The 24,167-nt window shown below is 63.4% G+C and carries 24 protein-coding genes; 11 read left to right on the top strand and 13 right to left on the bottom strand.

All coding sequences use genetic code 11. From position 1 onward, the window contains the following. Window positions 1–306 precede the first annotated feature (306 nt). The gene (locus A6V37_RS35745; RefSeq protein WP_064271782.1) at window positions 307–1,299 is read right to left on the bottom strand and encodes a LysR family transcriptional regulator; all 993 of its coding nucleotides are present in this window, start codon (window positions 1,297–1,299) and stop codon (window positions 307–309) included. Window positions 1,300–1,515: 216 nt separating this feature from the next. Between A6V37_RS35745 and A6V37_RS35740 the strand changes: the two genes are divergently transcribed. The 3 genes from A6V37_RS35740 to A6V37_RS35730 all read left to right on the top strand — a co-directional run bounded on the left by A6V37_RS35740 (window position 1,516) and on the right by A6V37_RS35730 (window position 5,785). After that, window positions 1,516–3,681 carry an FUSC family protein gene (locus A6V37_RS35740; protein ID WP_064286861.1) on the top strand — a complete coding sequence of 722 codons (2,166 nt, stop codon included), beginning with the start codon at window positions 1,516–1,518 and terminating at the stop codon, window positions 3,679–3,681. Window positions 3,682–3,856: 175 nt separating this feature from the next. After that, window positions 3,857–4,084, top strand: a complete 228-nt coding sequence (locus A6V37_RS35735; RefSeq protein ID WP_064271784.1) for a hypothetical protein — start codon at window positions 3,857–3,859, stop codon at window positions 4,082–4,084. Window positions 4,085–4,276: 192 nt separating this feature from the next. Next, window positions 4,277–5,785, top strand: coding sequence for an acetyl-CoA hydrolase/transferase family protein (locus tag A6V37_RS35730; RefSeq protein ID WP_064271785.1), 1,509 nt, complete (start codon window positions 4,277–4,279; stop codon window positions 5,783–5,785). 78 nt (window positions 5,786–5,863) lie between these two features. On the opposite strand, the gene A6V37_RS35725 is transcribed toward A6V37_RS35730, so the two are convergent. Together A6V37_RS35725 and A6V37_RS35720 are read right to left on the bottom strand one after the other, a co-directional pair. Then, window positions 5,864–6,118 carry a GlsB/YeaQ/YmgE family stress response membrane protein gene (locus A6V37_RS35725; RefSeq protein WP_064271786.1) on the bottom strand — a complete coding sequence of 85 codons (255 nt, stop codon included), beginning with the start codon at window positions 6,116–6,118 and terminating at the stop codon, window positions 5,864–5,866. A 161-nt stretch (window positions 6,119–6,279) separates the two neighbouring features. Continuing rightward, on the bottom strand, window positions 6,280–6,987 hold the full coding sequence (locus tag A6V37_RS35720) for an MgtC/SapB family protein (protein WP_064271787.1): 708 nt from the start codon (window positions 6,985–6,987) through the stop codon (window positions 6,280–6,282). Window positions 6,988–7,347: 360 nt separating this feature from the next. Here A6V37_RS35720 and A6V37_RS35715 point away from each other — a divergent pair, with 360 nt between their 5' ends. Continuing rightward, window positions 7,348–7,872 (top strand): hypothetical protein, encoded by a 525-nt coding sequence (locus tag A6V37_RS35715; protein ID WP_064271788.1) that lies wholly within the window; start codon window positions 7,348–7,350, stop codon window positions 7,870–7,872. 8 nt (window positions 7,873–7,880) lie between these two features. Here A6V37_RS35715 and A6V37_RS35710 read toward each other — a convergent pair whose 3' ends face one another. Next, a complete protein-coding gene (locus A6V37_RS35710; RefSeq protein ID WP_064271789.1) occupies window positions 7,881–9,044 on the bottom strand; it encodes a metallophosphoesterase in 1,164 nt (387 codons plus the stop codon). Window positions 9,045–9,422: 378 nt separating this feature from the next. Here A6V37_RS35710 and A6V37_RS35705 point away from each other — a divergent pair, with 378 nt between their 5' ends. Next, window positions 9,423–9,752 (top strand): hypothetical protein, encoded by a 330-nt coding sequence (locus A6V37_RS35705; RefSeq protein ID WP_064271790.1) that lies wholly within the window; start codon window positions 9,423–9,425, stop codon window positions 9,750–9,752. Between the two features lie 27 nt (window positions 9,753–9,779). On the opposite strand, the gene A6V37_RS35700 is transcribed toward A6V37_RS35705, so the two are convergent. Continuing rightward, the gene (locus tag A6V37_RS35700; RefSeq protein ID WP_064286860.1) at window positions 9,780–10,364 is read right to left on the bottom strand and encodes a malonic semialdehyde reductase; all 585 of its coding nucleotides are present in this window, start codon (window positions 10,362–10,364) and stop codon (window positions 9,780–9,782) included. A gap of 157 nt (window positions 10,365–10,521) precedes the next feature. On the opposite strand from A6V37_RS35700, the gene A6V37_RS35695 reads away from it, so the two are divergent. The 5 genes from A6V37_RS35695 (at window position 10,522) to yjfF (ending at window position 16,163) form a co-directional block, all read left to right on the top strand. Beyond that, window positions 10,522–11,157, top strand: a complete 636-nt coding sequence (locus tag A6V37_RS35695) for an alpha-ketoglutarate-dependent dioxygenase AlkB family protein (RefSeq protein ID WP_064271792.1) — start codon at window positions 10,522–10,524, stop codon at window positions 11,155–11,157. Window positions 11,158–11,271: 114 nt separating this feature from the next. Beyond that, window positions 11,272–12,258: an ABC transporter substrate-binding protein gene (locus A6V37_RS35690; protein ID WP_064271793.1), complete on the top strand. Its 987-nt coding sequence runs from the start codon at window positions 11,272–11,274 to the stop codon at window positions 12,256–12,258. Window positions 12,259–12,439: 181 nt separating this feature from the next. Continuing rightward, complete coding sequence (locus A6V37_RS35685) at window positions 12,440–14,029, top strand: sugar ABC transporter ATP-binding protein (RefSeq protein WP_064286859.1); 1,590 nt, start codon at window positions 12,440–12,442, stop codon at window positions 14,027–14,029. Then, a complete protein-coding gene (locus A6V37_RS35680) occupies window positions 14,026–15,069 on the top strand; it encodes an ABC transporter permease (protein WP_064286858.1) in 1,044 nt (347 codons plus the stop codon). Before A6V37_RS35685 ends, A6V37_RS35680 begins: the two co-directional genes overlap by 4 nt. Then, window positions 15,066–16,163: a galactofuranose ABC transporter, permease protein YjfF gene (yjfF, locus tag A6V37_RS35675; RefSeq protein ID WP_064286857.1), complete on the top strand. Its 1,098-nt coding sequence runs from the start codon at window positions 15,066–15,068 to the stop codon at window positions 16,161–16,163. The genes A6V37_RS35680 and yjfF overlap by 4 nt, the downstream gene beginning before the upstream one ends. Before the next feature lie 47 nt (window positions 16,164–16,210). Here yjfF and A6V37_RS35670 read toward each other — a convergent pair whose 3' ends face one another. Together A6V37_RS35670 and A6V37_RS35665 are read right to left on the bottom strand one after the other, a co-directional pair. Next, complete coding sequence (locus tag A6V37_RS35670) at window positions 16,211–17,512, bottom strand: MFS transporter (RefSeq protein ID WP_082902910.1); 1,302 nt, start codon at window positions 17,510–17,512, stop codon at window positions 16,211–16,213. Between the two features lie 72 nt (window positions 17,513–17,584). Beyond that, window positions 17,585–18,364 carry a putative hydro-lyase gene (locus A6V37_RS35665; RefSeq protein ID WP_064271797.1) on the bottom strand — a complete coding sequence of 260 codons (780 nt, stop codon included), beginning with the start codon at window positions 18,362–18,364 and terminating at the stop codon, window positions 17,585–17,587. Between the two features lie 202 nt (window positions 18,365–18,566). Between A6V37_RS35665 and A6V37_RS35660 the strand changes: the two genes are divergently transcribed. Then, entirely contained in the window at window positions 18,567–19,505 is a 939-nt protein-coding gene (locus A6V37_RS35660; protein ID WP_064271798.1) for a LysR family transcriptional regulator, read from the top strand. Between the two features lie 34 nt (window positions 19,506–19,539). On the opposite strand, the gene mdcH is transcribed toward A6V37_RS35660, so the two are convergent. From mdcH to A6V37_RS35630, 6 genes are read right to left on the bottom strand one after another with little or no spacing between them, the layout of a single operon-like run. Further along, window positions 19,540–20,472, bottom strand: coding sequence for a malonate decarboxylase subunit epsilon (mdcH, locus tag A6V37_RS35655; protein ID WP_064271799.1), 933 nt, complete (start codon window positions 20,470–20,472; stop codon window positions 19,540–19,542). Beyond that, entirely contained in the window at window positions 20,472–21,173 is a 702-nt protein-coding gene (locus A6V37_RS35650) for a malonate decarboxylase holo-ACP synthase (protein ID WP_064286856.1), read from the bottom strand. Before A6V37_RS35650 ends, mdcH begins: the two co-directional genes overlap by 1 nt. After that, window positions 21,173–21,991 (bottom strand): biotin-independent malonate decarboxylase subunit gamma, encoded by an 819-nt coding sequence (gene mdcE / locus A6V37_RS35645; protein ID WP_064286855.1) that lies wholly within the window; start codon window positions 21,989–21,991, stop codon window positions 21,173–21,175. Before mdcE ends, A6V37_RS35650 begins: the two co-directional genes overlap by 1 nt. Then, window positions 21,988–22,875 (bottom strand): biotin-independent malonate decarboxylase subunit beta, encoded by an 888-nt coding sequence (locus tag A6V37_RS35640; RefSeq protein WP_064271801.1) that lies wholly within the window; start codon window positions 22,873–22,875, stop codon window positions 21,988–21,990. The genes mdcE and A6V37_RS35640 overlap by 4 nt, the downstream gene beginning before the upstream one ends. After that, entirely contained in the window at window positions 22,872–23,186 is a 315-nt protein-coding gene (locus tag A6V37_RS35635; RefSeq protein WP_064271802.1) for a malonate decarboxylase subunit delta, read from the bottom strand. Before A6V37_RS35635 ends, A6V37_RS35640 begins: the two co-directional genes overlap by 4 nt. After that, window positions 23,174–24,166, bottom strand: a complete 993-nt coding sequence (locus A6V37_RS35630; protein WP_075643611.1) for a triphosphoribosyl-dephospho-CoA synthase — start codon at window positions 24,164–24,166, stop codon at window positions 23,174–23,176. Before A6V37_RS35630 ends, A6V37_RS35635 begins: the two co-directional genes overlap by 13 nt. Between the last annotated feature and the right edge of the window lies 1 nt (window position 24,167).

Raw genomic sequence — 24,167 nt, 5'->3', positions numbered from 1 at the left:
GACCGTGAAACGACTCCACGCCGATGATAGTGCGGATTACCCGTGTGAAAGTAGGTCATCGTCAGGCTCCCCCTGCAGTATCAGAAACCCCACCCCAAAAGGTGGGGTTTCTGCGTTTACGGCGCAAGAAAAAATCGCTGTCAACACGCAGCACGCATTTTGCACCACCATTTGGATGCCCGCTCCATAGCCGTCGGCCGGATACATACGCATCCGGCGACGACCATTTCACTCTTCCAACACACACCCACGCACGGCCGCTGCAATACCCATCCACAGTCAACGGCGCTTATCCTCAATTCTGCGTCACTGCGCGGCAATATCCCCAACACCGCTTACACCCGCAGGCATCACGCCATCGCCGGTATTCAGGCCGACATCCGCCAGCAGCGCCTCATCGCGTGCAATGACTTCGGGCAGATGAGTACGCAAGAATTCGACCCAGGTCCGCGTCTTCGCATCAATAAACTTGCGTGACGGATACAGCGCGTAAACATTCATCTTCTGCGCCGTATGTTCCGGCAATACCCGCACCAACGTTCCATCACGCAATCCGGAAATCGCCGAATACAGGGGCACCATGCCGATGCCCATTCCTTCGCGAATCGCCGCGATCAGGGACTCTGCGATGTTGACCTGCACGGGGCCATTCACCTCCATCATTTCACTGCCATTCGGGCCGTCGAGCACCCATTCGTGGGGCGAGAACGCGGGCGTGTGCAGAATCAGACACTCGTGACGCGCCAGATCGGCCGGCTTTTGCGGGGCGCCATGCGCGCGGACATAGGCTGGCGAAGCGCACAAAATGCTAAAAGTCGTCCCTAGTGGAAGCGACACAAGATCAGAATCAGGCAAGGTCGACGCGCCAATCACCGCAACGTCAGCGCTACCCTCAAAAAGATCGGGCATGCGCTGCGACAAAGTCAGTTCGACCGTCACCTCCGGATACAGCGTTCGATAGCGCGAGATGGCCGGCAGCACATAATGCTGTCCGATGCTGGCGAAGCTATGCATGCGCAGCGCACCGCTCGGGCGCTCATGCGCGCAACTGGCTTCTTCTTCCGCGGTGTCGACATCTGCCAGTATCTGCTGACATCGCTGCAGATAACGCTCGCCCGCGGTGGTAAGCGCAAGCCGGCGCGTCGAACGGTTGAGCAGCCGGGTCCGCAGGTGTGCTTCGAGTTCCGAGACCGCGCGGGACATAGCGCCGGTCGTTGAATTGAGCGACTGCGCGGCGGCTGTAAAACTGCCGGCTTCGACCACGCGCACGAACACTCGCATATTTTGTAACGTATCCATCGATCCTTCTATTTCACGGCAGAAACCGTATCACGGCAGAAACCCTATTGTCCGCCTGTCCACGAAGCGCATTGTTGTTCGTTCTGGAAGGGACGTTCCGCTGCTGTCGTCTTAATGCGAGCATCGCCTGCTCCTACAATCGGCGCCTTGCCTGCCGGTGTGTGCACTGACCGCCGGCGCTTCTTTCAGCGACCAACCGGGGCGCATTGTTTTCAGATGAAACGCGAACATGCGATCGAACCGACGGCGGCCCCCCGCCGGGAGCAGGGCGTCGTGTCGCAGACTCTCAGTCCCGCTGTCAGGGACTGGGCGACAAGCGATGGTTTGATCTGGTTGCATCTGCTGAAAACGGTCACCGCGGGCCTGCTGGCGCTGGGCATAGCCATGCTGCTCGATCTGCCGCAGCCACGCATCGCGATGACCACGGTGTTCGTGCTCATGCAGCCGTTCAGCGGGATGGTGCTCGCCAAGAGTTTCTACCGGATACTCGGGACCGCAGTGGGCACGGTCGCGGCCTTGATACTTGGCGCGTTGTTCGTCCAGCAGCCCGAACTGTACATGTTCGGCATGATCAGTTGGGTGAGCGCCTGCATCGCGGCAGCGGTCCGGTATCGGCATTTGAGGTGGTACGGATTCGTTCTCGCGGGTTACACCGCGGCGCTGATCGGCATTCCGAACGTGACGGTGCCACACGAACTGTTCCTCGCGGCACTCACGCGTGCGGCGGAAGTCGCGGTCGGCATCGTGTCGTCGAGCGCAGTGAGCGCGCTCATCGTGCCGCAACGGTCCAGCCTCGCGTTACGGCGCGCACTGCAACTCAGATACGCAAATTTTACTGCGTTCGCTGCCGGCGTGTTGGACTGCGGTATCGAGCGGGGCCAGTTCGAGCGGCGCTTTGCGGGCCTCGTGGACGAGATCGTCGGGTTCGAGGCGACGCGTATTTTTGCCGCCTTCGAAGATCCAGCCATGCGTTCGCGCAACCAGCATCTCGGCCGTCTGAACAGCGAGTTCATGGACGCCTGCGCACGCCTGCACGCGCTGAACCAACTGCTGAAACGCCTGCGCGTGAACGGTTCGGCGCCGCTGGTCGCGGCGATCGAACCGTACTTTCATGAACTGGCCACGCTCATGGCGCTGCAACCCGACGCCGTGGTCGACGCGTCGCGCATGGCGGCCCGGCTGCAGCATTTTCAGGCGAGTTTGCCGCGGCGCGTTCGTGAGACGAGGCGGCCGCTGGAAGCGGTGCCCGTCGAATCGCTAGCGGAATTCGATACGGCGGCGGAACTGTTGTACCGGTTTGTCGACGAATGGATCCGGTACTCGGAGACCTATGCGTCTTTGGCACGGCGCAAGCCGGAAAGCCAGTCGCGCAATCCCAGCCGCTACCTAAGCAAAACGAATGGTTTCGCGGTCGCGTTCACGTTTGTCCGCTCGGCTGTGGTCATGGCGATTGTGGGCTGGTTCTGGATCGCGACAGACTGGCCGAGCGGAGGCCTAGCCGTGATCGGCGCGGCGCTCGCGTGCGCGCTGACATCCACTGCGCCGAACCCGTCGAAAATGACCCTGCAGATGGCCGCCGGCGCGGTGCTCGCGACCATGACCGGTTATCTGTTCACCTGCTACGTCTATCCCAACATCGACGGTTTTCCGCTGCTCTGCACGATGCTCGCACCAGTGCTCGCACTCGGCGCATTCATCGCCACTCGTAAACACGCGGCAGGATACGGCATCGGTTTCTCAGTGTTCTTCTGCCTGCTTGCCGGGCCGGACAATGTGGTGACTTACGCACCGGACCTGCTTATCAACAACGGTATCGCACTCACCGCGTCGATGCTGGTGGCAGCGCTGGTTTTCGCAGTCGTTTTCCCCGCAGACATGCCTTGGCTCATCGGCAGAATCATGACCGATCTGCGCATGCAAGTCGTGTCCGCGTGCAAGGACGAACCGCCCGGTCTCAATCAACGTTTTCAATCGCGCGTCCACGATCTGACGTTTCAGCTGCGCATGCTGTTGACGAGGCGCTCCAGACGTCGGCGCGATGCCTTGCGCTGGATGTTGGCGACACTCGAGGTGGGTCATGCCGTGATCGACCTGCGCAACGAAGTGGCACGCGCCGGCTACGTGGATGCACTGCATCCGCGCTGGAGCAGTACCGTCGAGCGCACGCGCGATGATCTCGCGCGACTCTTCGAGCGGCCAGACGCAGGCGCTCTCGAGCGAGCGCTGGTATCCGTCCGCTCAGCCACATGGATCGCGCAGGACATGCTGCAAGCGGTTCATGCCGAACGCGATAAGCGGCATGATCTGCAGCGCATTCTGAGTTGCCTGCACTTCATCCGGACCGCGCTGCTCGACAAGGATGCGCCGTTTAACGTGCGTTGAACGGCGCGAGGCTTGCCGCGACCGGCTGAGCGTTCCGATCCTTGTGCCATTTGGAAGGATCACTTCCGTACAGCCCCGTTTATCCAGGCGAATGGCAGTCATATAGTTTCCTCACTGCCAAGCAGTCCCCAAAGAGCCTTTCTTTGGGGAGTAACTGAAAGTACTGGAGAACGAAATGAATGTGTTGAAGGTTGCCCTGATTGCCTGCACTTTGTCCGCTGCCGTCGCTCATGCACAAACGGCACCGGCCGCCCCGGAACAACAGGTTGTTCAATCGCAAGTTCAAGTGCAAGCGCAGCGCGCTACGAGTGCTGACACGCAACGCCGCATCGCCGTGCCGGCAGTCAAGGCAGAAGAGTGCGTCGGCCCCGTGAGCTTTTGCAACATTTACTTCGGCAGCTAAGCAGCGCCACGCGTAATACCCGAGTTATCGGCAAGACCCGTCGCAGCCATTTGACGCGCGACGAAAGACCTGGCCGCGACGCCGTCCCATCGAGACGCCGCGGCGAGTGCGACAATCCGGCTACCGAGCGAAGCACACCGCAGACGTGCGCACCGTGAGACTGGACTGGTGATACTGGAGAGACTGAGTTTCATGTACCAAGATCGAATCCGCTGTGCCGCGCTGCGCGACAAAATCACTTCAGCCGCCGAGGCGGCGCTTCTGATTCACGACGGCATGTGCGTCGGCGCCAGCGGCTTTACGCGCGCGGGCGACGCTAAAGCCGTCCCCGTTGCGCTCGCTGAGCGCGTGCGTCAGGAAGGCCAGCCGTTGCGCATCACCTTGATGACCGGCGCATCGCTCGGTCACGACGTGGACCGCATGCTGACCGAAGCACACGTGCTGGCTCGCCGCCTGCCGTTCCAGGTGGACAAGACGCTGCGCGACGCGATCAATCGCGGCGAGGTCATGTTCGTCGATCAGCACCTGTCCGAAACGGTTGAGATGCTGCGCGCGAACCAGCTCGGCAAACTCGACATCGCCATTATCGAAGCCGCCGCGATCACCGAGACCGGCGGCATTGTGCCGACCACCTCGGTCGGCAATTCAGCCAGCTTCGCGATTCTCGCCGACAAGGTTATCGTCGAAATCAATCTTGCCCAGCCGCTGGCGCTCGAAGGGCTGCACGACATCTGGATTCCGGGCCGCCGTCCGAACCGCGAGCCGCTGCCGATCGTTCACCCGCAAGACCGGGTGGGCACGCCGGCGATCAACATTCCAATCGAAAAAATCGCCGCGATCGTTATCACCGACATGGCGGATAGCCCGTCGACCGTACTGCCGGCAGACACCGAGACAGAACAGATCGCAGGCCATCTGATCGAGTTTTTCCAGCATGAAGTTTCGCGCGGGCGCATGGCTTCGCGTTTGCCGCCGTTGCAGGCCGGCATCGGAACAATTGCCAATGCAGTGCTGGCCGGCTTCGTCGATTCGCCGTTCGACGCCTTCCAGATTTATTCAGAAGTGCTGCAGGATTCGACTTTCGATCTGATGGACGCCGGCAAGGTGACGTTCGCCTCGGGTGCGTCGATCACATTGTCGGCCGCGCGCCAGGCGCAAGTGTTCGGCGAGCTCGAACGTTATCGCGATCGCCTCGTGTTGCGTCCGCAGGAAGTGAGCAATCATCCTGAAGTGATTCGCCGGCTCGGTTTGATCGCGCTGAACACCGCGCTGGAATTCGACATTTACGGCAACGTGAATTCGACCCACGTGGGTGGCACGCACATGATGAACGGCATTGGCGGTTCGGGTGACTTCGCGCGCAACGCGTCGTGTGCGATCTTCGCCACCAAGTCGATGGCCAAGGGCGGCCGCATTTCGAGCATCGTGCCGATGGTGCCGCATTGCGACCACAACGAACACGACGTGGATGTGGTCGTCACAGAGCAGGGCCTTGCCGATCTACGCGGACTCGCGCCGCGGGAACGCGCCGTGCTGATCATCGAGAATTGCGTGCATCCGCTGTATCGCGATCTACTGCGCGACTACTATCGGGAGGCTTTGAAGGGAGGAGGGCAAACACCGCATCAGCTGGACCAGGCATTCGCCTGGCATACGCGCTTGCGTGACACCGGCTCGATGTTGCCGGCGATAGAGGTGTGACTCTAAAGGTGGATTTTCAGGTCAAACCGGCGTCAGGTGGCGTTCGCCCCTGACGCCGTGCGGCATCAGATACTACGCTTAACTGCCTCGTCGGATGAGCCGGATAACAAACAACAGGATAACCGCGCCGATTACCGCAGTGATGATCGAGCCGATCCAGCCGCCGCCCAGCGAAATGTGCAGCACGCCGGCCAGCCAGCCGCCGATGAAAGCGCCGATAATCCCGACGATGATGTCGACGATCAGGCCAAAGCCGCCGCCCTTGACGAGCACGCCTGCCAGCCAGCCAGCGATCGCGCCGATGATAAGCCATGCAATGATGCCGTGTTCCATAATCGAGACTCCATGGTTGAGTGAGAAAAAATCACGGTGACAGAGCTTAGTCGAAGGTTATGGGACAGTCCATATTCAGGACGCGGAATTAACATTGTCTAAATCTATTGCAAAGTAAGTGTAGACGATGCGCGCGAATATGGGGAGCTTACGCGCGACGCTTACTCCGGCGTGGGTTCCGCTTCTTTGGCCGTCCAACTGACGCTCGAGACGCTCTGTTCCATGCTGAGACGGCTGGCCATCTGTTCTAGCTTCGATTGGTCTTTGGGATGCAGCCGCAGTGTTGCCGTCACGCGAATGCGTCCAGGCTCGCCTTCGACGTCTTCGCTCATCAGGCTTTGAAACGACAGCGGCGCCGAATACATCGAGTTGGAGATGGCCGTGCGAATGTGAATCTCGTCGGGCTCCCGGCAGACTATCGTCAATATGTACTCGCGAACCAGGTCGGCATTCGATACGGGTGTCGCGTTGATAGTGCGGCTAACTTCACGCAGCACGGTATTGGTCAACAGCACGACCGCGGTGCCGGCAAGCGCCGGCCCATAATGACCCGCCCCACACAGTACGCCCACCGCCGCCGAACACCACAGGGTTGCGGCCGTGTTGATCCCCTGAATGGAGCCCTTGTCGCGCATGATCACGCCGCCGCCGAGAAAACCCACGCCGGAGACAACATAAGCGGCAATCTGGGTAATGCCGCCTGTGCCGGTGCCGGTCAGCACGCCGAGCGTGACGAAGAGGCACGCGCCGCTGGCGACCAGCGTGATGGTGCGCAACCCGGCAGTGCGCTGGCGCATTTGCCGTTCGAGGCCGATGGCGACGCCGCAGGCGAAGGCGGCGAGAAGCCGCAAGACGAATTCAATGGTCATTGATAAGAAGTGAGACGTGGGTTCGCACAGTGTGAACCCCATGCATGACAACGGTGCGTCTTACTCGATGAAGCGTCGCGCTAAAAATCATGGCGTTTCGGCGACCGATTTGCGTTCATGGTTTGGGGAATTTTCTGCATCGAATATGGAGTTATTCCCACATAAATACGGACTCCGAATGTTGACGACAGCCATCCCGGAAAACACACTGTCTGTATAGACCGGAACACGTCGAGATGCGCTTGCGCTCAATTCGCGTTTGATTTTTCGCGCTTCCGTTCACGCGTTGTCCAGGTGTCGCCGCACTGCGATCCACCCGCCTTCGTCGTGTTTCCGCCGTTCATCCCAATTGAGGAATGTATGAAAGTTAAAGCTCTTGGCGTGATTGCCAGCGCGTTGATCGCTGTTGCTCCGTTCGCGTCGTTTGCCGCGGGTTTGCCGGCGCCATTTGAAGGCAGCAGCACGCTTCAGGCAGATGGCATCGTGAAGTCAGTTGACCTGGCAAATCACTCGATAAGGGTACTCGACGCACAGGGCGGCGAAGGGTCGTTCAACATAACCGACACGCACAATCTCGCGCAGATCAAGCAAGGCGGCAAGGTCCACATCCGCATGATGCGTAATGCGGTGATCACCATCACGCGTGGTGCCGACGGGCACACCACAGCTGCTCCGAGCGCTCAGCCGAACACTGTTCAAACCGTGAGCGCCGAAGTCCAGGCCATTGATCACGCCTCCGGAGTCATGGCGCTCAAAGGTCCGAACGGCTCTGTGTTCCATATCCAGGGCCGCGACCCGGCAAAGATCGCCGGGGTAACGCCGGGCATGCAGGTGGTAGTGGCGTTCGCGTCGCAAGTCAGCGTGGCGGTGGCGCCCGCGCAGTAAGGCGCGACTTAGTCCGGCTCGCCGGGCACGAGGCGCAAGCGCGTGATTTCGGAGGGGGCGCCCAGACGCTTGGGTGGTCCCCAGTAGCCGGTGCCTCGGCTCGTGTACACCCAAAGTCCATTCAGCCGCGCAAGACCCGCGGTGAATGGCTGCTGGAGCCGCACGAAGAAATTCCACGGGAAGAACTGGCCGCCGTGCGTGTGGCCGGATAGCTGCAGCGTGAAGCCGGCTGCCGCGGCGGCTTCGGCAGACCGTGGCTGGTGGGCGAGCAGCACCTTGATCAGCACGTCGCCGGGTGCGCCGGCGAGCGCCGCAGCAGGATCGCTGCGGTGCGCCGGGTCATGGTGGCCGGCCGAATAATCGGTCACCCCGGCAATCACAGCGCGTGCGCCGTCGTGATCCACAATCACGTGCTCGTTCAGCAGAACGTTCAGCCCGAGGCGCCTGAATTCGTCGATCCAGGCGTTCGCGCCGGCGTAGTACTCGTGATTGCCGGTCACGAGAAAGGCGCCGTGACGCGCACTCAACCGTGAAAGTGGCTGCGTGTGCTGGGTCAACTGCGGCACGCTGCCATCCACGACGTCGCCGGTAACGGCAATCAGATCCGGCTTCAGGCGATTTACCGCGTCGACGATCGCATCGACATAGCGGCGTTTGATCGTCGGGCCCACGTGAATATCGCTGATCTGAACGATCGTGAAGCCGTCGAGCGCGGCGGGCAGGTCGTCAATCGGCACTTCGATCGTCACCACTTTGGCGCGACGGCGCGCGTTGAACAGGCCGACCAGCGTCACAAGCAAAGCGAGCAACGGCACGGCTGCCGCCGAGCCGATCCGCCAGTGGTGAATGGCAATGGTGTTCGGCCAGATTGCATCGACAGTCAACAACGAGGCGAGCACGAGGTCGCGTGCGAAGGTCAGCATCAGCAGCGAGGAGAAGAAGCCCATCGCCAACAGGCCGACCCACGCTAGCCGGTCACTGAGCGGCTGCTGTTCGATGGTGCGCGCCAGCATGCCTAGCGGGATCAGAAAGATCGAGAGCACGAGCCACAACGCGCACAGCCATCGGCCAGCCGTATCGATCGGCATGTCGGGTATCAGACGCAAGCCGACGTAGATGTGCAGCAGAATGCCAATCAGAATGAAGCGAACAAAGAACGATGAGCGGCGCATAGGGAGGATCAGGGCGGGAAGGGCTGTCGCGTGTCGGTTGGCCGGTCGCAGCGATGCAATGGCGTAGGCGCGGCGAGCAAGCCGGCCCATTCTACCGAGATGTGCAAACCCTTGCCGGCAGCGCACAAATTACGGCCCGCGCCGCCATGTGTGCATGCCTGAAGGCGCTTAAATAACTAGTGCTTTGCAGCAATTCTGCTGCGGTTTTGAATGTGGCTGTCCGGCCACATCGATCGAATTAAATGGGCTTTGAATTGTGTTCGACGGTGGACTATTCTCAAAATAGAACCGGCTCGTATGAAGGTCTCAGCGAAGGCCGCCGCACCGCGGGAGCGGTTCGATTTGTTCGCCAGCCAAGGGCGAAGCAGGAGGCGCACCATGAAACTGCGCAGATCAGGCAATTCGTTGCACCACCCACACCATGCCCATCACGTCGGGTATGAGGGCAGCCATGTCATGCTGCCGCTCGTGGTCATATCGTTGATGGCGGTCGGCTTGTACTTCGGCGTACGCGGTATCGACTTCTCCGAGTTGGGCAAGAGCGCGCTTTTCGATGTGGTGATGCTGAGCGTCGCGTTGGGTATCGCGGGGCTGTTCGGCGTCGTCGGCGCATGGGTGCGGTCCAATGGCGACGACGCCGGGGAAGGGTTCTGCTTTGTCGGAGCGTTGGTCGGCGCGGTGGTGTTCTACGTCGCGATTTTCAGTTGACCGCGCCGGCAGGCAAGGCGCCTCGCATCAGACGATCCGGGCGGCTTCGTCGAACGTGAAGCGCGGGCTGCGCGGGAGCAGCTTCGCCGGGTCGCCGTAGCCCAGATTGATCAGGAAGTTCGACTTCACGGTCGTGCCGGCAAAGAATGCTTCGTCGACCTTGGCGGCGTCGAAGCCCGACATCGCACCCGTGTCCAGACCGAGCGCGCGGGCGGCGAGAATCAGATAACCGCCTTGCAGTGTCGAATTCCGAAAGGCCGTATCGGCAATCAATTTGTCGTTGCCGGCAAACCAGCTGCGGGCGTCCGCGTGCGGGAACAGCTTCGGCAAATGCTCGTAGAACGCCATATCCATACCGACAATCGCCGTGACCGGCGCAGCCATGGTTTTCTCGAGATTGCCTGGCGCCAAAGCCGGGCGCAGCTTTTCCTTACCTTCCGGCGTTTTGACGAAGACGAAGCGGCCCGGGCTCGAATTGGCCGAGGTCGGGCCGAGCAGGACGAGCTTCATGAGTTGCTCGAGCACGGCGTCGTCGACCGGCTTTTCCTGCCAGCCGTTATGCGTGCGAGCTTCGCGAAAAAGCTGATCGAGCGCCTGGTCGGAAAGAATCATGGTGAATGTCCCTTGAAGGTTGCTTGCATGAAAAGGAGGGACGACAACACCCGATCAAAGCGCAAGCTGCGGATGTCGGGGCCGTCGCCGTTGCCGCCATAATATCCAAGGTTCCCCCCGGCCACATTTTGCGTGCACGATCGCGCCCAGAAATTTCATGACGGATCTTTTCGCGGACTCTTCCAATGCGCTGCCGACGCCCGACGTCGACTGGCATCCCGACTGGCTCACGCCCGAGACGGCGGCGAGGGCCCTGGCGCACCTTATCGATGAAGTCGAGTGGCGTCAGGACACGATGGGCACGCCCGCCGGCCGCGTGCCGCTGCCACGGCTAACGGCCTGGCAGGGCGAGCCTGACGCGATCTATGTCTACTCGGGCATTCGTAACGTGCCGCAACCGTGGACGCCGACCGTCGCCGAACTGAGGGAAGCCGCTGAGTCGGTTTGTGGCGTGCGTTTTAACAGCGTGCTGATCAATCGCTACCGCAGCGGCACCGACAGCATGGGCTGGCATGCGGACCGCGAGCCCGAACTCGGGCCACAGCCGGTGATCGCCTCGGTGAGCCTGGGCGTGGCTCGCACCTTCGATCTGCGGCACAACAAGACCGGTGTCGTGCAGTCCTTTTTGCTCAAAGGCGGCAGCTTGCTGGTGATGAAGGGCGACACACAGGCGCAATGGCGGCATCGGGTGCCGAAGGAGCCTCGTGTGACCGGTGAGCGAATCAACCTGACGTTTCGATGGGTGACACCGCGCGCTATACCAAAAATGGTATCGCCGACGCGAATCATATGATTGGACGGGTAACGCCCCACCCACTACGCTAGATCACGATCCAGGCGCCGCGAGTGCTGCAAGGGCCGGGCGAAGCCGATGGGTCACCTACACAACAACGATCAGGAGACAGTCATGGCGAATTCACGACGCGCCGCATGCCGTGCATTGGGCGCGCTCGCACTGTGCGCGGGCTTCGGTGCGCTGACGCTAGCCGCCCAGGGTGCCTACGCGCAAGACAAACAGATCACGCTGGGTTTCGCTCAGGTCGGCGCGGAAAGTGCATGGCGAACCGCCAACACCGAGTCGGTCAAATCCGCAGCGGCGGATGCGAAGATCAAACTGAAATTTTCCGATGCTCAGCAGAAACAGGAAAACCAGATCAAGGCGATCCGCTCCTACATCGCGCAGAAAGTGGATGTGATCGCGTTTTCGCCCGTTGTCGAATCAGGCTGGGAACCGGTGCTGCGTGAGGCTCAAGCCGCGAAGATTCCGGTCATTCTCACTGACCGCAACATCGACGTGAAAGACACCTCCCTTTACGTCACGATGATCGGCTCGGACTTCCTCGAAGAAGGGCGGCGTGGCGGTCACTGGCTCGCAGACCACTATAAGAACGAGCAAGGCCCCATCAATATCGCCGAACTGCAGGGAACGGTCGGCTCGGCGCCGGCGAACGACAGGCACTCGGGTCTTCTCGAGGTGATTAAGAACGATCCCAAATTCAAGATCATTGCGTCGCAAAGCGGCGACTTCACACTGGCCGGCGGCAAGCAGGTCATGGAAGCGTTTATAAAAACTTATGGAAATAAAATAAATGTAGTTTATGCGCATAACGACGACATGGCGCTGGGTGCCATTCAGGCGATGGAAGAGGCCGGCATGCATCCGGGCAAGGACATCACCGTCGTGTCGTTCGATGCAACCAAGGGTGGTTTCCAGGCCATGGCGGCGGGCAAGATGAACGTCGACGTGGAGTGCAGTCCGTTGCTGGGGCCGCAGTTGATGTCCGCGGTCAAGGACGTGGTGGCCGGCAAGCCGTTGCCCAAGCGCATTCTCACGCAGGAGACGGTGTTCCCGATGAGCGTGGCCGCACAGACCTTGCCGACGCGCAAGTACTGATGTGAGTTAGTCAGGGTTACTGATTGATGGCAGGCGCAAGACAGAAATACAGCACGGACTGATCGAAGAGGTTTCTCCAGCGGTGCCTGGCCGCCCGGCTGCTTCGGCAGCGGGCGGCCTCTTTTCCGACCCATGCCGGTGGAGCTTGCCGAATTCACGCACCGCTGATCGAGCGAGGCCTATGACCCATCCCGCTTCCGAACCGAATCCGCCAGCCGGCACTGCCACGGACGCGACGAATACGCCCGAACCTATTCTGGCCACCGCCGGCGTCAGCAAAACATTCCCGGGCGTGAAGGCGCTGCAATGCGTCGACTTTCGCCTGTTCCCCGGCGAGATTCACACGCTGATGGGGCAGAACGGCGCCGGCAAATCCACCCTGATCAACGTGCTAACCGGCGTGGTCGCACCGGACGCCGGCACGATCCGCCTCGCTGGCGAGATTGTCGCATTCGCTTCGCCGCAGGAGGCCGAAGCGGCGGGGGTCCGTACGCTATATCAGGAAGTCAATCTATGTCCCAACCTGTCGGTCGCGGAGAACATTTTCGCGGGCAGGCAGCCCAGGCGCTTTGGCGCGATCGACTGGCCCGACATCAAGCGGCGCGCGCAAGCCGCGCTGGCCCGCCTCGACGTGGCGCTCGATGTCACCCGCTCGCTCGACGCCTATCCGATCGCCGTGCAGCAGATGGTGGCGATCGCGAGAGCGCTCTCGGTCGATGCACGCGTGCTGATCCTCGACGAACCGACTTCGAGCCTTGACGACAGCGAAGTCGCCCAGCTTTTCAAAATACTTCGGCATCTTAAACAATCGGGCATTGCGATTCTGTTCGTCACGCATTTTATCGAGCAGACGTATGCCATCTCCGATCGCATTACGGTCATGCGCAACGGCGAGCGGGAAGGCGAATATCTCGCGCGCGACCTGCCGGCCGATCAACTCGTGTCGAAGATGGTCGGTCACGAGCGCATGAGCGCGCGCCTGCGCGATGCCGCGCGCGAAGGCCACGCTGACCGCGAAGGCCCCCCGTGCGCACAGGCGGCGCAGCCGTTTGTCGAATTGCGCGGCGTCGGACGGCGGGGCACGCTGCAGCCGATCGACCTCGACGTGCAGCCTCGCCAGATCCTGGGCCTTGCCGGTTTGCTCGGTTCGGGCCGCACCGAGACCGCGCGGCTGCTGTTCGGCGCGGACCGCGCCGACAGCGGCACGATCCTAGTGGAAGGCCGGCCCGTCAAACTGCGCTCGCCGCGCGACGCCGTGCGCCACGGCATTGGCTACTGCGCGGAAGATCGCAAGAAGGAAGGCATCGTCGCGGAACTGTCGATCCGCGAGAACATCGTGCTGGCGCTGCAGGCGAGGCGCGGCTGGTGGCGCAAGATCAGCCGGCAACGCGCGCGCGATCTGGCCGATCTGTGGATCGAACGGCTTGGCATCAAGGCGGCGGACGCGGACCAGCCGATCGGTCTGCTGTCCGGCGGCAACCAGCAGAAAGCGCTTCTGGCGCGCTGGCTTGCCACCGATCCCAAGCTGCTGATTCTCGATGAGCCCACGCGCGGCATCGACGTCGCCGCCAAGTTCGACATCATGGACCGCCTGCTGGCGCTGTGCGCGAACGGCCTGAGCATCCTGTTCATTTCCTCGGAGATCAACGAGGTGCTGCGCGTCAGTCATCGCGTCGCGGTGCTGCGCGACCGGCGCAAGATTGCCGAGGTCGCCGGCCAGGCCTCGAACGAAGACAATATCTATCGACTCATCGCGGGGAGCGGCGAATGAAGCTATCGAACTGGTTCGCGCGCGACGGTGCCGAGCGTCCGCTGATCTGGCCGTGCATCACGCTGGCGCTGTTGTGCGGCCTGAACCTGTGGGTGAATCCGCATTTTCTGTCGCTGCGGATGCTCGACGGCCATCTGTTCGGCGCACCGATCGACGTGCTGAATCGCGCCGCGCCGCTGGTCCTCGTCGCGACCGGCATGACGCTGGTGATCGCGACGCGCGGCATCGATATTTCAGTCGGCGCGGTGGTGGCGATAGCGGGCGCCGCCGCAGCCACGATTCTCGCGACGCAACCGCTGCCGGATGCCGGACTGATCGCGCAGGCGCTGGTGGCGGCGTTGATCGTCGGCGTGCTGAGCGGCATGTGGAATGGCGTGCTGGTGTCCTTCGTCTGCATGCAGCCGACCATCGCAACACTTATTCTGATGGTGGCCGGCCGCGGCATCGCGCAATTACTGACGGCCGGGCAGATCATTCCGATCGGCGCACCGGGCTATCTGTTCGTCGGCGGCGGATACTGGCTCGGCGTGCCGTGCTCGGTCTGGATCGCCACGGTGGCGGTGCTGGCGACCGCCGCGTTAGTGGAAGGCACGGCGCTCGGGCTGTTCATTCGCGCGATCGGCGTCAATCCGGTCGCGACGCGGCTGGTCGGGCTGCGCTCCAAGGCACTCGTGTTCGCGGTGTACAGCTTCTCGGGACTGACCGCGGCGATGGCCGGCATTCTCATCAGCTCGAACGTGCGCAGCGCCGACGGCAACAACGCAGGACTGCTGCTCGAACTCGACGCGATTCTCGCGGTGACACTCGGCGGCACGTCGCTGCTGGGCGGACGTTTCAGTCTCGCGGGCACGGTGTTGGGCGCACTGATCATCCAGACGCTGACCTATACCACCTACTCGATCGGCGTGCCGCCGGAAGCCACGCTCGTCGTCAAGGCGGCCGTGGTGCTCGCGGTGAGCGTGATCCAGTCGCCGGCGGCGCGCGCACTTGCCGTGTCGTTCGCCACCTCGCTCCTCAAGCCGCGCGGGGTGGCACGATGAGACGCCTGCTCGACGCCTGGGCTCATATCGTCGATCCGCGCACGCTGCCGATCGCCGTCACGATTCTGCTGTTCTGCGCGCTGTTCGGTTTCGGTTCGGTGATGTACACCGGCTTCTTCTCGTGGCAGGTGCTGCTCGATCTGCTGGTGGACAACGCCTTCCTGCTGATCGTGGCGATCGGCATGACGTTCGTGATCGTGTCTGGCGGGATTGATCTGTCGGTGGGTTCGGTGGTGGCGCTGACCACGATCGTCGAGGCGGTGCTGGCCGAACACCTGCATTGGCCGATCTGGGTGATCCTGCCTGCTGTGTTGCTGATGGGCACCGTGTTCGGCGCCGTGCAGGGGGCGTTGATTCATTTCTTCCGTTTGCAGGCTTTCATCGTGACGCTGGCCGGCATGTTCTTCGCACGCGGCCTGTGCTTTCTGATCACGACGCAGTCGATCACCATTACCGATCCGACTTTTCAGGCCATCTCGGCGTTTCGTCTCAGCATCGGCATTGGCTCCGTTACGGCGAATGTGCTGATCGCCCTCATCGCTTTACTTGCGGCGATCTACGTGGCGCATTTCACGCGCTTTGGCCGCAACGTGTACGCGATCGGCGGCAATGCGCGCTCGGCCTTGCTGATGGGTTTGCCGGTGGCACACACCCGCATCGGCGTCTATGCGCTGAGCGGTTTCTGCTCGGCGCTCGGCGGGGCGGTGTTCACGTTCTACGTCCTGTCCGGCTATGGTTTGCAAGGGCAGGGCATGGAGCTCGACGCGATCGCGGCGACCGTGATCGGCGGCACGCTGCTGACGGGCGGTGTGGGGTACGTGATCGGGTCGCTGTTCGGTGTGGGCATTCTCGGCACGATCCAGACGCTGATTACCTTTGACGGCACGCTCAGTTCCTGGTGGACCCGCATCGTGATCGGCGCGTTGCTGTGCGCGTTCTGCCTGTTGCAAAGGCTGATCGAGCGTCACGCGAAGTCGGTGGGGCGTACGGGCGGCACCGGCGCGGTTGTGACGTCGGGGCGCGAGCGTGGACACGCTGACGGCGCGGCGGCGTCGGATTCGCATGTGATCGGACGCGCGCCAGAACAGGCATGAGTGCGCGCCACACACGCAGCGCGCGCCGCGCTGCCTCATGCGTTACCTCACGCGCTGAGTTGCCGCCCTTTGGTTTCGGGCAGCGTCAGCGCGGCGAGAATCACGACGCCGTACGCCGCCGCCGCGAACACGCCGATGGCATGACCAAGCGACATTGTTTGCGAAACATGGCCGATCAAGAAGGGGAACGTCGCGCCGATCGCTCGCCCGAAGTTGTAGCAGAACCCCTGGCCGGAGCCGCGAATGCGCGTGGGAAACAGTTCGGTGAGGAACGCGCCCATGCCTGAAAAAATGCCGGATGCGCAGAACCCGAGCGGGAAACCGAGTGCGAGCATGGAGAGGTTGTCGAGCGGCAGTTGCGTGTAGATCAATGCAATCGCGCACGAGGCCAGCGCAAACGCGATGAACGCGCGCTTGCGGCCGATCTTGTCGCTCACATAGGCACCCGTCAGATAGCCGCAATACGAGCCGACGATCACCACGCCAAGGTAACTGCCGGTGCCGATCACGCTCAGATGCCGCTCGGTTTTCAGATAGGTCGGCAGCCACGTGGTTACCGCGTAGTAGCCGCCTTGCACGCCGGTCGCCAGAATGGAAGCGCGCAGCGTGGTCCAGACGATCTCGCCGCGGAAGATATCGAGCAGCGAAGTCCGCGTTTGCGTGGCCGCCTGCGCGGCCTTCTGCTGCCGGTGCACCTCGGGTTCTTCGACGAAGCGGCGAATCCAGATCACGAATGGCGCGGGCGCAATGCCGATGGCAAACAGCACGCGCCACGCGTAATCCGCCGGCATTAGCGAGAACACGGCCATGAACAGCAGTGTCGAAATGCCCCAGCCGATCGCCCAACCCGCCTGCACGAGTCCCACGGCCTTGCCGCGGTCACGCGGACGGATCACTTCGCCGATCAGCACCGCGCCCGCCGTCCACTCGCCGCCGAAGCCGAGGCCCATCAGCCCGCGTGCCCATAGCAGTTGGCTGAAGTTCTGTGCCAGCGCGCAAGCCAGGGTAAAGATCGCGAACCACAGAATCGTGATCTGCAAGGTCTTCACCCGGCCGACCCGATCCGACAGCACACCGGCGGCCCATCCGCCGACGGCCGAACTCAGCAGCGTGACGGTGCCGATCAGCCCCGCGTCGCCGCGCGTGATGCCCCACGTCGCGATCAGCGTCGGAATCACGAAGCTCAGGAACTGCGTATCCATCGCGTCGAGCACATAGCCGATCTTGCAACTCCAGAAGGCGCGTTTTTCGCTCGCGGAAATGTGCCGGTACCACGCGAACGGACCGCTTCCTGTGATGGACGCATCGTGACGTGCGGCGTCCCCAGTCAACTGCGCTTCGGTTTTCATGCTAGAGCTCCGGTCGTCGTGGTGGACCGCGTCTTGCCGCGCGGCTCGTGGATGGGGGCGGGCGCGCCGCGTTTACAGCACGGCCAGCGTGGTGTTGAGAATGTCGGTGACGAGCATATGTCCCGGCTTGTGCGCGATCGCAAACGGCAAACGCGCGCTTTCGATCGCGGTTTGCGGCGTGACGCCGCAAGCCCAGAAGACGGGTATTTCGTCGCAGCGCACCTCGACGGCATCGCCGAAATCGGGCCGCGCCAGATCGCGAATTCCGATCAGCGACGGATCGCCCAGGTGGACCGGCGCGCCGTGCACGGCGGGAAAGCGGCTCGTGATCTGGATCGCGCGGATCGCGTCGGCGGCTTTCATCGGCCGCATCGACACGACGCGGTTGCCGCCGAATACGCCGGCGGCGACGTTGCGCTCGCGCGTGCGGTACATCGGTACGTTGACCTGCTGTTCGATATGGCGCAGCGCAATACCTTCGCGCCGCAGCATCTCCTCGAACGAGAACGAACAGCCGATCGCGAACACCACCAGATCGTCGCGCCACAGTTCGTCGAGGCTGCGCACTTCCTCGGCGCGCTCGCCGTGCCGGTACACGTAAAACGCGGGCACGTCGTTGCGGATGTCGAGATCGGCGCCGAGCGCGGGCACGCGCCAGTCGCCCGGCTCACCGATGCCCAGCAGCGGACACGCCTTCGGGTTGAGCGTGCAGAAGCGCAGGAAATCGTCGGCGTATTGCCTTGGCAGAATGGCGAGATTGGCTTGCGCGTAGTCGCCGCAATAGCCCGCAGTGGGGCCGGACAGGCGTCGGCTGCGAATCTGCTGGCGAAACTCGGATGGCGTGTAGGACATGAACGGCTCGACTCCAGATAAAACTCTGCTGATTCAACCCAGCGCTGTCAGCCCGCGCTGTGTGCCCGCGCTGTATGCCCTGTTGGTGAGCAAGATATACAGCGCAGATTAGTCACGCCAAAAATATCCATCCAGCGAGTTATTCTTGCGTTTCGTTAAACTAAACTTAACGGCATCCCGCCGCTGTTGAGAGAGCCAGGCAATGAATACCCGCTTCGTCGAGACGTTTCTGACACTCGCCCGTCTGGGCAGTTTTCGCGCGACGGCCGCCGCGATGCACGCCACGCCTGCCGCGATTTCGCTGCGTATCAAGACGCTCGAAGCAGAACTGGGCGTCGAGCTGATCGAGCGTGAGGCCGCGGACTTCCGCCTTACCGCCAACGGCGACCGGCTGCTCGCGCATGCGCGCTCCGTCGTGCAGGCCACGCGCTCGCTGCAACTGGCCGCGCAGGATGAGTCGCAAGTCGCCACACGCCTGCGGCTGGGGGTGATCGAAACGGTGGTGCATAGCTGGCTACCGGACTACATCCGCATGCTGAACGCCGAGTACAACCGCATCGTGGTGGACCTCACGGTCGATTCCAGCGCGGTACTCGGACCGCGCTTGCGCAGCGGCGAGCTGGATCTGGTGATTCAGGTGGAGGAAACCGGCGACCACGAGGCGTCGATCGTGTCGTCGTTGCTGGCGAGCTATCCGGTGCGCTGGATCGCGCGCAGCGATCTGATTCCGGCGAGCCGCGTGAAGCACGTGCAGACCGTATTGAGCAAACCGGTGCTGACATTCGGTCGCGGCACCGCGCCGCAAGTCGCCGTCGAGGCGATCGTGCAGGCACTCGCGAAGCGCGCCGGTGTGCCGCTCGCGCAGACCCAGGTGACCTGCATGCCTTCGGTCGCGGTGATCGTCAAGCTGCTGCGCGATGGCTATGGGATCGCGGCGGTGCCCGCGCTGTTCGTCGAGCCTTATCTGCGCAGCGGCGAACTGGGGCAGTTGCAGGTGCGGCCGCTGCCGCCGCCGATCAATGTGGCGATGTACTACCGCGACGATGCCGACGTGGGCGTGCTGGCCGCATCACGAGTGGCGCGCAGCGCGTGCGATCAGTACGCGAAGGCGATGGGACGGCAGTTGATTGAGAAACGGTGAGGCCGGGCTGATGGCCCGATGCGACGCGACGCGCCTAGTTTTCTTCCAGACGCCGCCGCGCGGTTGCCACGAGCCGGTCGAACGAGAAAGTGCTGGCCGCGAGCGCGGTGGTATCCGGAAAGTACTCGCGTGCAATGTCGGTCAACACCTGGCCCGGCGGTGCTTCGATCAGCACGCGCGCGCCCATTTCCTGCATGACCGTCAGCGCGTCGAACCAGCGCACGGTGTAGCGCATATTCGTCGCGAGATCGTCGCGGATCGCGTCCGCGGTGTACAGAGGCCGGCCACCGCGATTGCCGATGTAGGTGCTGTGCGGCGTCTGAAAGGGAACTTCGCTGGCGTACGCAACCAGCTTGTCCGTGGCGTGCGCGAGCAATTCGCAATGCGAGGGTACGCTCACCGCGAGGCGAGTGGCCTTGCGTGCGCCGGCTGCCAATGCTCGTTCGATAAAGGCGTCCAGCACGGCATTCGCGCCCGCCACGACAATCTGGCGTGGCGCGTTCACATTGCCGATGTAGACGCGTTGTGAGTCTTCATCCACATGCAGCGCGGCGAGCGCCGCCACTTCATGCTCGGTCAAACCCGAGATCACCGCGAGACCGTAGCCTGAGGGGTACGCGGTTTCCATCAGCTCGGCTCGCCGGCGCACCATTCGCAATGCGTGCTCGAATTGAACCGCGCCGCAACTCACCGCCGCCGCGTACGCGCCGACCGACAACCCCGCGCTGATTTCCGGCACGAACTGTTCATCGGCGAGCGCGCGCGCGACGGTCACGCCCGCGACCGTCAAACCGATCTGTACCGCGACGGTTGAGCGTAATGCTTCCGGCGTGTCCAGCGTGAGCACATCGACGTCGAGCACATGTGACGCTTCCGCGAGTGTTTCGCGCACTGCGCGGTGCTCGGGCAGACGGTGCAGGAAGCCGTCGGTCTGCGCGCCTTGGCCGGGAAAGAGCAGGGCGAGCATCAGGGTTCGCCGCCGTAATTCATGGCGGCCCACGGATCGGCAGTCAGATGCGGGCCGCGCGCATGGCGCGCCAGCACGCGCGGCTTGCCCGCTGCCCACTCGGCCAGTGCGACGCCACCCGCGGGTGTCTCGAGTTGCGCGTCCAGACGAATGCCGACACGTTGCGCAAGCGCCTGCAAATAGGCCAGCAATTCGCTTGCGTCGTTGCGCGCGAGGGGGGCCTCGAGGGTTCGGATAAGCAGGTCGAGATCGCTCGACTCGGTGACTGTTGGTCTCTGTGTCGCCAGTTCGAAACCGGTGCTTCCCGTTGGTCCCCACACGAAGGGGCTCAGTGCGCCGGTCGCGTCGTCGCCCAACGCAGCGAGGGCGGTGAATGCGGGCAACGCGCTTCGTGTGGCTAGAGGACGGCATGACGTCAGCGCTTCCGGAGACACTGTCGATACCACGTCGGCGGAGCGCGCCCACGCGCCATAACGTTGTGACCGCCCGACTCCGCGCACGCCGATCGCGACGAAATCCTCCGCGGCCAGCGCGCGCCGCACGACCGCGTACGGCGTGCGCTCGAAAGCGTCACGCACCCACGCCGGTTCGTTATCCGAGACGGGCAAACTGCGCAAACGCAGCAAGTCGTGCGACCGCCAGCGCGCGTCGTATGACAGCGCGTGATCGATTGCAAACGGCGGCGCGGCGCAAACCTGCATCACACGGCATCCCATTGTTCGGCGAGACGCCGGCGCACTTCAATCGACGCCGCGCGGTTTGTTCGCGCCGCATCCGATTCCAGCCGATGCGCCAGGTTGCGGCGGCCGTCGTCGCGCGCGCTGCGAATCTGCTCGATCAATACCTGACGCACGCGCTCGATTTGCGCGGAGTCCGGCGCGTCGGCATCGACGCCGCCGATCAGCTGATCGAGCAGCCCGAGCTTCGCGAACGACGCCATCGAATAAGACATCGGCACAATGGTTTCGCCGAGTTCGTCGAGCGCTTCGACCGTGCGGCGCGTGACGCGTGCCGCCGCTTCTTTGCCCATGGCGTGAACCATGGTGCCGGGTGCGTCGAGCGCGACGATGCGCTTGGCCTGATAGCCGTGCGCGAGGAATGCGCCCGACATGGCCGGGCCGACAATCAGCGCGATCACCGGATGACCGGCTTCGCGCGCCGACGCATACGCGTCGACCGCCGCGGCGCAGGCGAGGTGAATGCCGAGCATTTCTTCGCGATAACCGTAGGCCTGGCTTTTCACATCGACGATTGCGACGATGGGGCGGCGGGTGGCGCTCGCTGCGTCCCGCGCGATCGCATCGCGTACGGCCCGCGCGAGTTGCCAGCCCTGTTCGAGGCCGACGACATTGTCGGTCGCGCGCGGGAACCGGTTGGCGGGATCGGGCACGACCGTGATGAAGCGCGCGGTCTCGCCACCTAGCGTTGCGTCGCTACTCCAGACGGGCGGCCGGCTGGATGAGTCGCCGGCGAGCGCGTGGAACCAGAGCGCGCCGCGGCTGAGTGTTGTGTCGCTCATGCTTGCTCCTTGCGCGCTGCGTTTTGCGTTTGCGCGTTGAACACGTCGCGCATGGATTCCGGCGTAACGCCGGCGGGATCGATTCGCGTGAGGCGCTGCAGAAAAGCCTCGACCTGCTCACTGCGATGCGCGCCCGGCACACCTTGCGCGAAGGCGGCGCGCACGGCGGTGCTGACCGCGTCGGCGTCGTCGTCGACTAGCCGGTCTGCCAGCGCGGTCGCCGCTCGCTGTTCGCCGCCGATCAGATGCCATATGCGGCGCCGGTCGCTGGAATCGAGCTCCTCGATGCCGGCTTCCTGTTCGATCACTTCGGGGCCGTTCATGCCAAGCCGGCCTTGCTTCGTCACAACCAGATACGAGCACAGCGCAGCCGCGAGCGACATGCCGCCAAAGCAACCCACCATGCCCGCAATCACGCCGACCACCGGCACATGCCGGCGCAGCGCGACAATCGCCGCCTGAATCTCTGCGATCACGGCGAGACCGAGATTGGCTTCCTGAAGCCTCACGCCACCGGTTTCGAACAGCACGACCGGGCGCACGATCTTGCCGCGTTCGCAATCGCGCAAGGCAAGCTCCAGCGCCGCGGCAATCTTGCTGCCCGACACTTCGCCGATACTGCCGCCCTGGAACGCGGACTCGATCGCCGCAACCACAGCCGGTTCGCCATCGATGGTGCCACGTGCGATCACGCAACCGTCATCCGCCTGGCAAACGATGCCTTGCAGCGGCAGCCACGGCGACTCGATCTTGTCGAACGGGCCGAGCAGTTCGCGGAAGGTCCCCGGATCAAGCAGCGCGCGGGCGCGCTCGCGCGCCGGCAGTTCGATGAAACTGTTGCGCAGCATCGATGCGGGAGAAGTGGTCATCGCAACCGTGTTCATGCGTCGCCTCCCTGTTCCGCGGCTTCGACGGCTTCGGCCAGGCGCAGCGCCACTACACCTGGCGTCGCGCCGAAGTCGTTGATTTCGATTTGCGCGGCGCCGTCGTAGCGCGTGAAAAAGCGGTCGAGCACGCTTTTCCAGATGTGGCTGTAGCCGTCCACGCTGGTGCGCACAACCACATGCGCGGACAGCGCGCCGTCCTGCGTGACGGGCGAGAGCAGCACTTCCAGGTCGCCCGAGCCCACCACGCCGACATGGGCGCGGGTCGTGACGGCGCGTTGTGCCGGATAGTCGAAGGTCAGATGTTCCATGATTCCGGGCTCCGGCCGGCGTCGTGATGCGCCAGCATGTCGAGAAAGAGAGTGGCGGCGAGCAGATCCGCTGCGCCGCCAGGCGAGGCGTTGAGCGACAGCAGTGCGTGTTCGAGTGCGGCAAGTGCGGCGCGGCCCGCGGGCGTCGAGCTTCCTCCGGCCGCGAGCACGCGTTGCGCGCCGCGCTGCCCGGCGTGCAAACCCGCCAGGCCGGCACGGTGCAGCAGGCAGGTGTCGTCGAGTGTCGCGATGATCGAGAGCAGGGCGTCGAGACGCGCGGCGTTTTCGTGGACGCCGCGTTCGCGCGCCGCGAGCAACGCGGGCAGGCCGGTATGGATGACGTGCGGGAAGCCGTCCTGCGCTTCACGGCGCGCGCCGCCTACCTGGTAGCGCTGACGCGCGCGCTCGCCGTGACTGTTGGACGGCGCGGCGAAGCGGTCCGGGAAGCAGGCGATCTGCGCGGCGCGTGCGGCGATTTGCGGCGAGGCGAGGCGCGTCACGCCGCCGGGCAGCGCCGCGCCCGCGACCAGCAAGCCGATGATCCAGATCGCGCCACGATGCGCGTTGCTGCCGCCGGTTGCGAGAAGCATGTCCTGCTCGCCGGCTCGGCCGATTTGCGCGAGCTCGGTGCGCAATACGGCGGACGGTTCGCCACGGTGCCGCGCGGCGCGTGCGAGGGCCGCAAACGTGGGTTCGAGCGCGTTCGCCGAGCGCAGCATGATGTCGAGATCGAGGTCGCGATGCGCGCCGCTGCCGCGCTGGTCGACCAGCGCGGGCTTGGGCGTGAGCCGGGCTTCTTCGATCAGCGCGGTGACGGCGTAACGGGCCAGTTGCGCGTCGCTGGGCGTGGACGCGATGTGGACGGCGCGGGCTGCAGCGTGCAGCGCGTTGGCGACGTCTGCATGTGCATCCGGCGGCGTCACGCCTAGGGGACGAGCGCACGGCGCTTGCGCACGAGAAAGCAAGGCAGCGGGCGCCATG

Source organism: Paraburkholderia ginsengiterrae (assembly GCF_001645125.1).
Taxonomy (GTDB): Bacteria; Pseudomonadota; Gammaproteobacteria; order Burkholderiales; family Burkholderiaceae; genus Paraburkholderia; species Paraburkholderia ginsengiterrae.
This window is presented reverse-complemented; position numbering and strand designations above follow the sequence as displayed.

What these genes read in the sequence shown, in the direction of transcription:
- A6V37_RS35630 (WP_075643611.1), bottom strand. Translation starts at nt 24,166, where the DNA reads ATGGCGCCCGCTGCCTTGCTTTCTCGTGCGCAAGCGCCGTGCGCTCGT.
- A6V37_RS35700 (WP_064286860.1), bottom strand. Translation starts at nt 10,364, where the DNA reads ATGATTCTTTCCGACCAGGCGCTCGATCAGCTTTTTCGCGAAGCTCGC.
- A6V37_RS35745 (WP_064271782.1), bottom strand. Translation starts at nt 1,299, where the DNA reads ATGGATACGTTACAAAATATGCGAGTGTTCGTGCGCGTGGTCGAAGCC.
- A6V37_RS35715 (WP_064271788.1), top strand. Translation starts at nt 7,348, where the DNA reads ATGAAAGTTAAAGCTCTTGGCGTGATTGCCAGCGCGTTGATCGCTGTT.
- A6V37_RS35635 (WP_064271802.1), bottom strand. Translation starts at nt 23,186, where the DNA reads ATGGAACATCTGACCTTCGACTATCCGGCACAACGCGCCGTCACGACC.
- A6V37_RS35660 (WP_064271798.1), top strand. Translation starts at nt 18,567, where the DNA reads ATGAATACCCGCTTCGTCGAGACGTTTCTGACACTCGCCCGTCTGGGC.
- A6V37_RS35665 (WP_064271797.1), bottom strand. Translation starts at nt 18,364, where the DNA reads ATGTCCTACACGCCATCCGAGTTTCGCCAGCAGATTCGCAGCCGACGC.
- A6V37_RS35695 (WP_064271792.1), top strand. Translation starts at nt 10,522, where the DNA reads ATGACGGATCTTTTCGCGGACTCTTCCAATGCGCTGCCGACGCCCGAC.
- A6V37_RS35640 (WP_064271801.1), bottom strand. Translation starts at nt 22,875, where the DNA reads ATGAACACGGTTGCGATGACCACTTCTCCCGCATCGATGCTGCGCAAC.
- A6V37_RS35680 (WP_064286858.1), top strand. Translation starts at nt 14,026, where the DNA reads ATGAAGCTATCGAACTGGTTCGCGCGCGACGGTGCCGAGCGTCCGCTG.
- A6V37_RS35725 (WP_064271786.1), bottom strand. Translation starts at nt 6,118, where the DNA reads ATGGAACACGGCATCATTGCATGGCTTATCATCGGCGCGATCGCTGGC.
- A6V37_RS35685 (WP_064286859.1), top strand. Translation starts at nt 12,440, where the DNA reads ATGACCCATCCCGCTTCCGAACCGAATCCGCCAGCCGGCACTGCCACG.
- A6V37_RS35730 (WP_064271785.1), top strand. Translation starts at nt 4,277, where the DNA reads ATGTACCAAGATCGAATCCGCTGTGCCGCGCTGCGCGACAAAATCACT.
- A6V37_RS35740 (WP_064286861.1), top strand. Translation starts at nt 1,516, where the DNA reads ATGAAACGCGAACATGCGATCGAACCGACGGCGGCCCCCCGCCGGGAG.
- A6V37_RS35690 (WP_064271793.1), top strand. Translation starts at nt 11,272, where the DNA reads ATGGCGAATTCACGACGCGCCGCATGCCGTGCATTGGGCGCGCTCGCA.
- mdcE (WP_064286855.1), bottom strand. Translation starts at nt 21,991, where the DNA reads ATGAGCGACACAACACTCAGCCGCGGCGCGCTCTGGTTCCACGCGCTC.
- A6V37_RS35670 (WP_082902910.1), bottom strand. Translation starts at nt 17,512, where the DNA reads ATGAAAACCGAAGCGCAGTTGACTGGGGACGCCGCACGTCACGATGCG.
- A6V37_RS35650 (WP_064286856.1), bottom strand. Translation starts at nt 21,173, where the DNA reads ATGCAGGTTTGCGCCGCGCCGCCGTTTGCAATCGATCACGCGCTGTCA.
- A6V37_RS35705 (WP_064271790.1), top strand. Translation starts at nt 9,423, where the DNA reads ATGAAACTGCGCAGATCAGGCAATTCGTTGCACCACCCACACCATGCC.
- A6V37_RS35720 (WP_064271787.1), bottom strand. Translation starts at nt 6,987, where the DNA reads ATGACCATTGAATTCGTCTTGCGGCTTCTCGCCGCCTTCGCCTGCGGC.
- A6V37_RS35735 (WP_064271784.1), top strand. Translation starts at nt 3,857, where the DNA reads ATGAATGTGTTGAAGGTTGCCCTGATTGCCTGCACTTTGTCCGCTGCC.
- A6V37_RS35710 (WP_064271789.1), bottom strand. Translation starts at nt 9,044, where the DNA reads ATGCGCCGCTCATCGTTCTTTGTTCGCTTCATTCTGATTGGCATTCTG.
- yjfF (WP_064286857.1), top strand. Translation starts at nt 15,066, where the DNA reads ATGAGACGCCTGCTCGACGCCTGGGCTCATATCGTCGATCCGCGCACG.
- mdcH (WP_064271799.1), bottom strand. Translation starts at nt 20,472, where the DNA reads ATGCTCGCCCTGCTCTTTCCCGGCCAAGGCGCGCAGACCGACGGCTTC.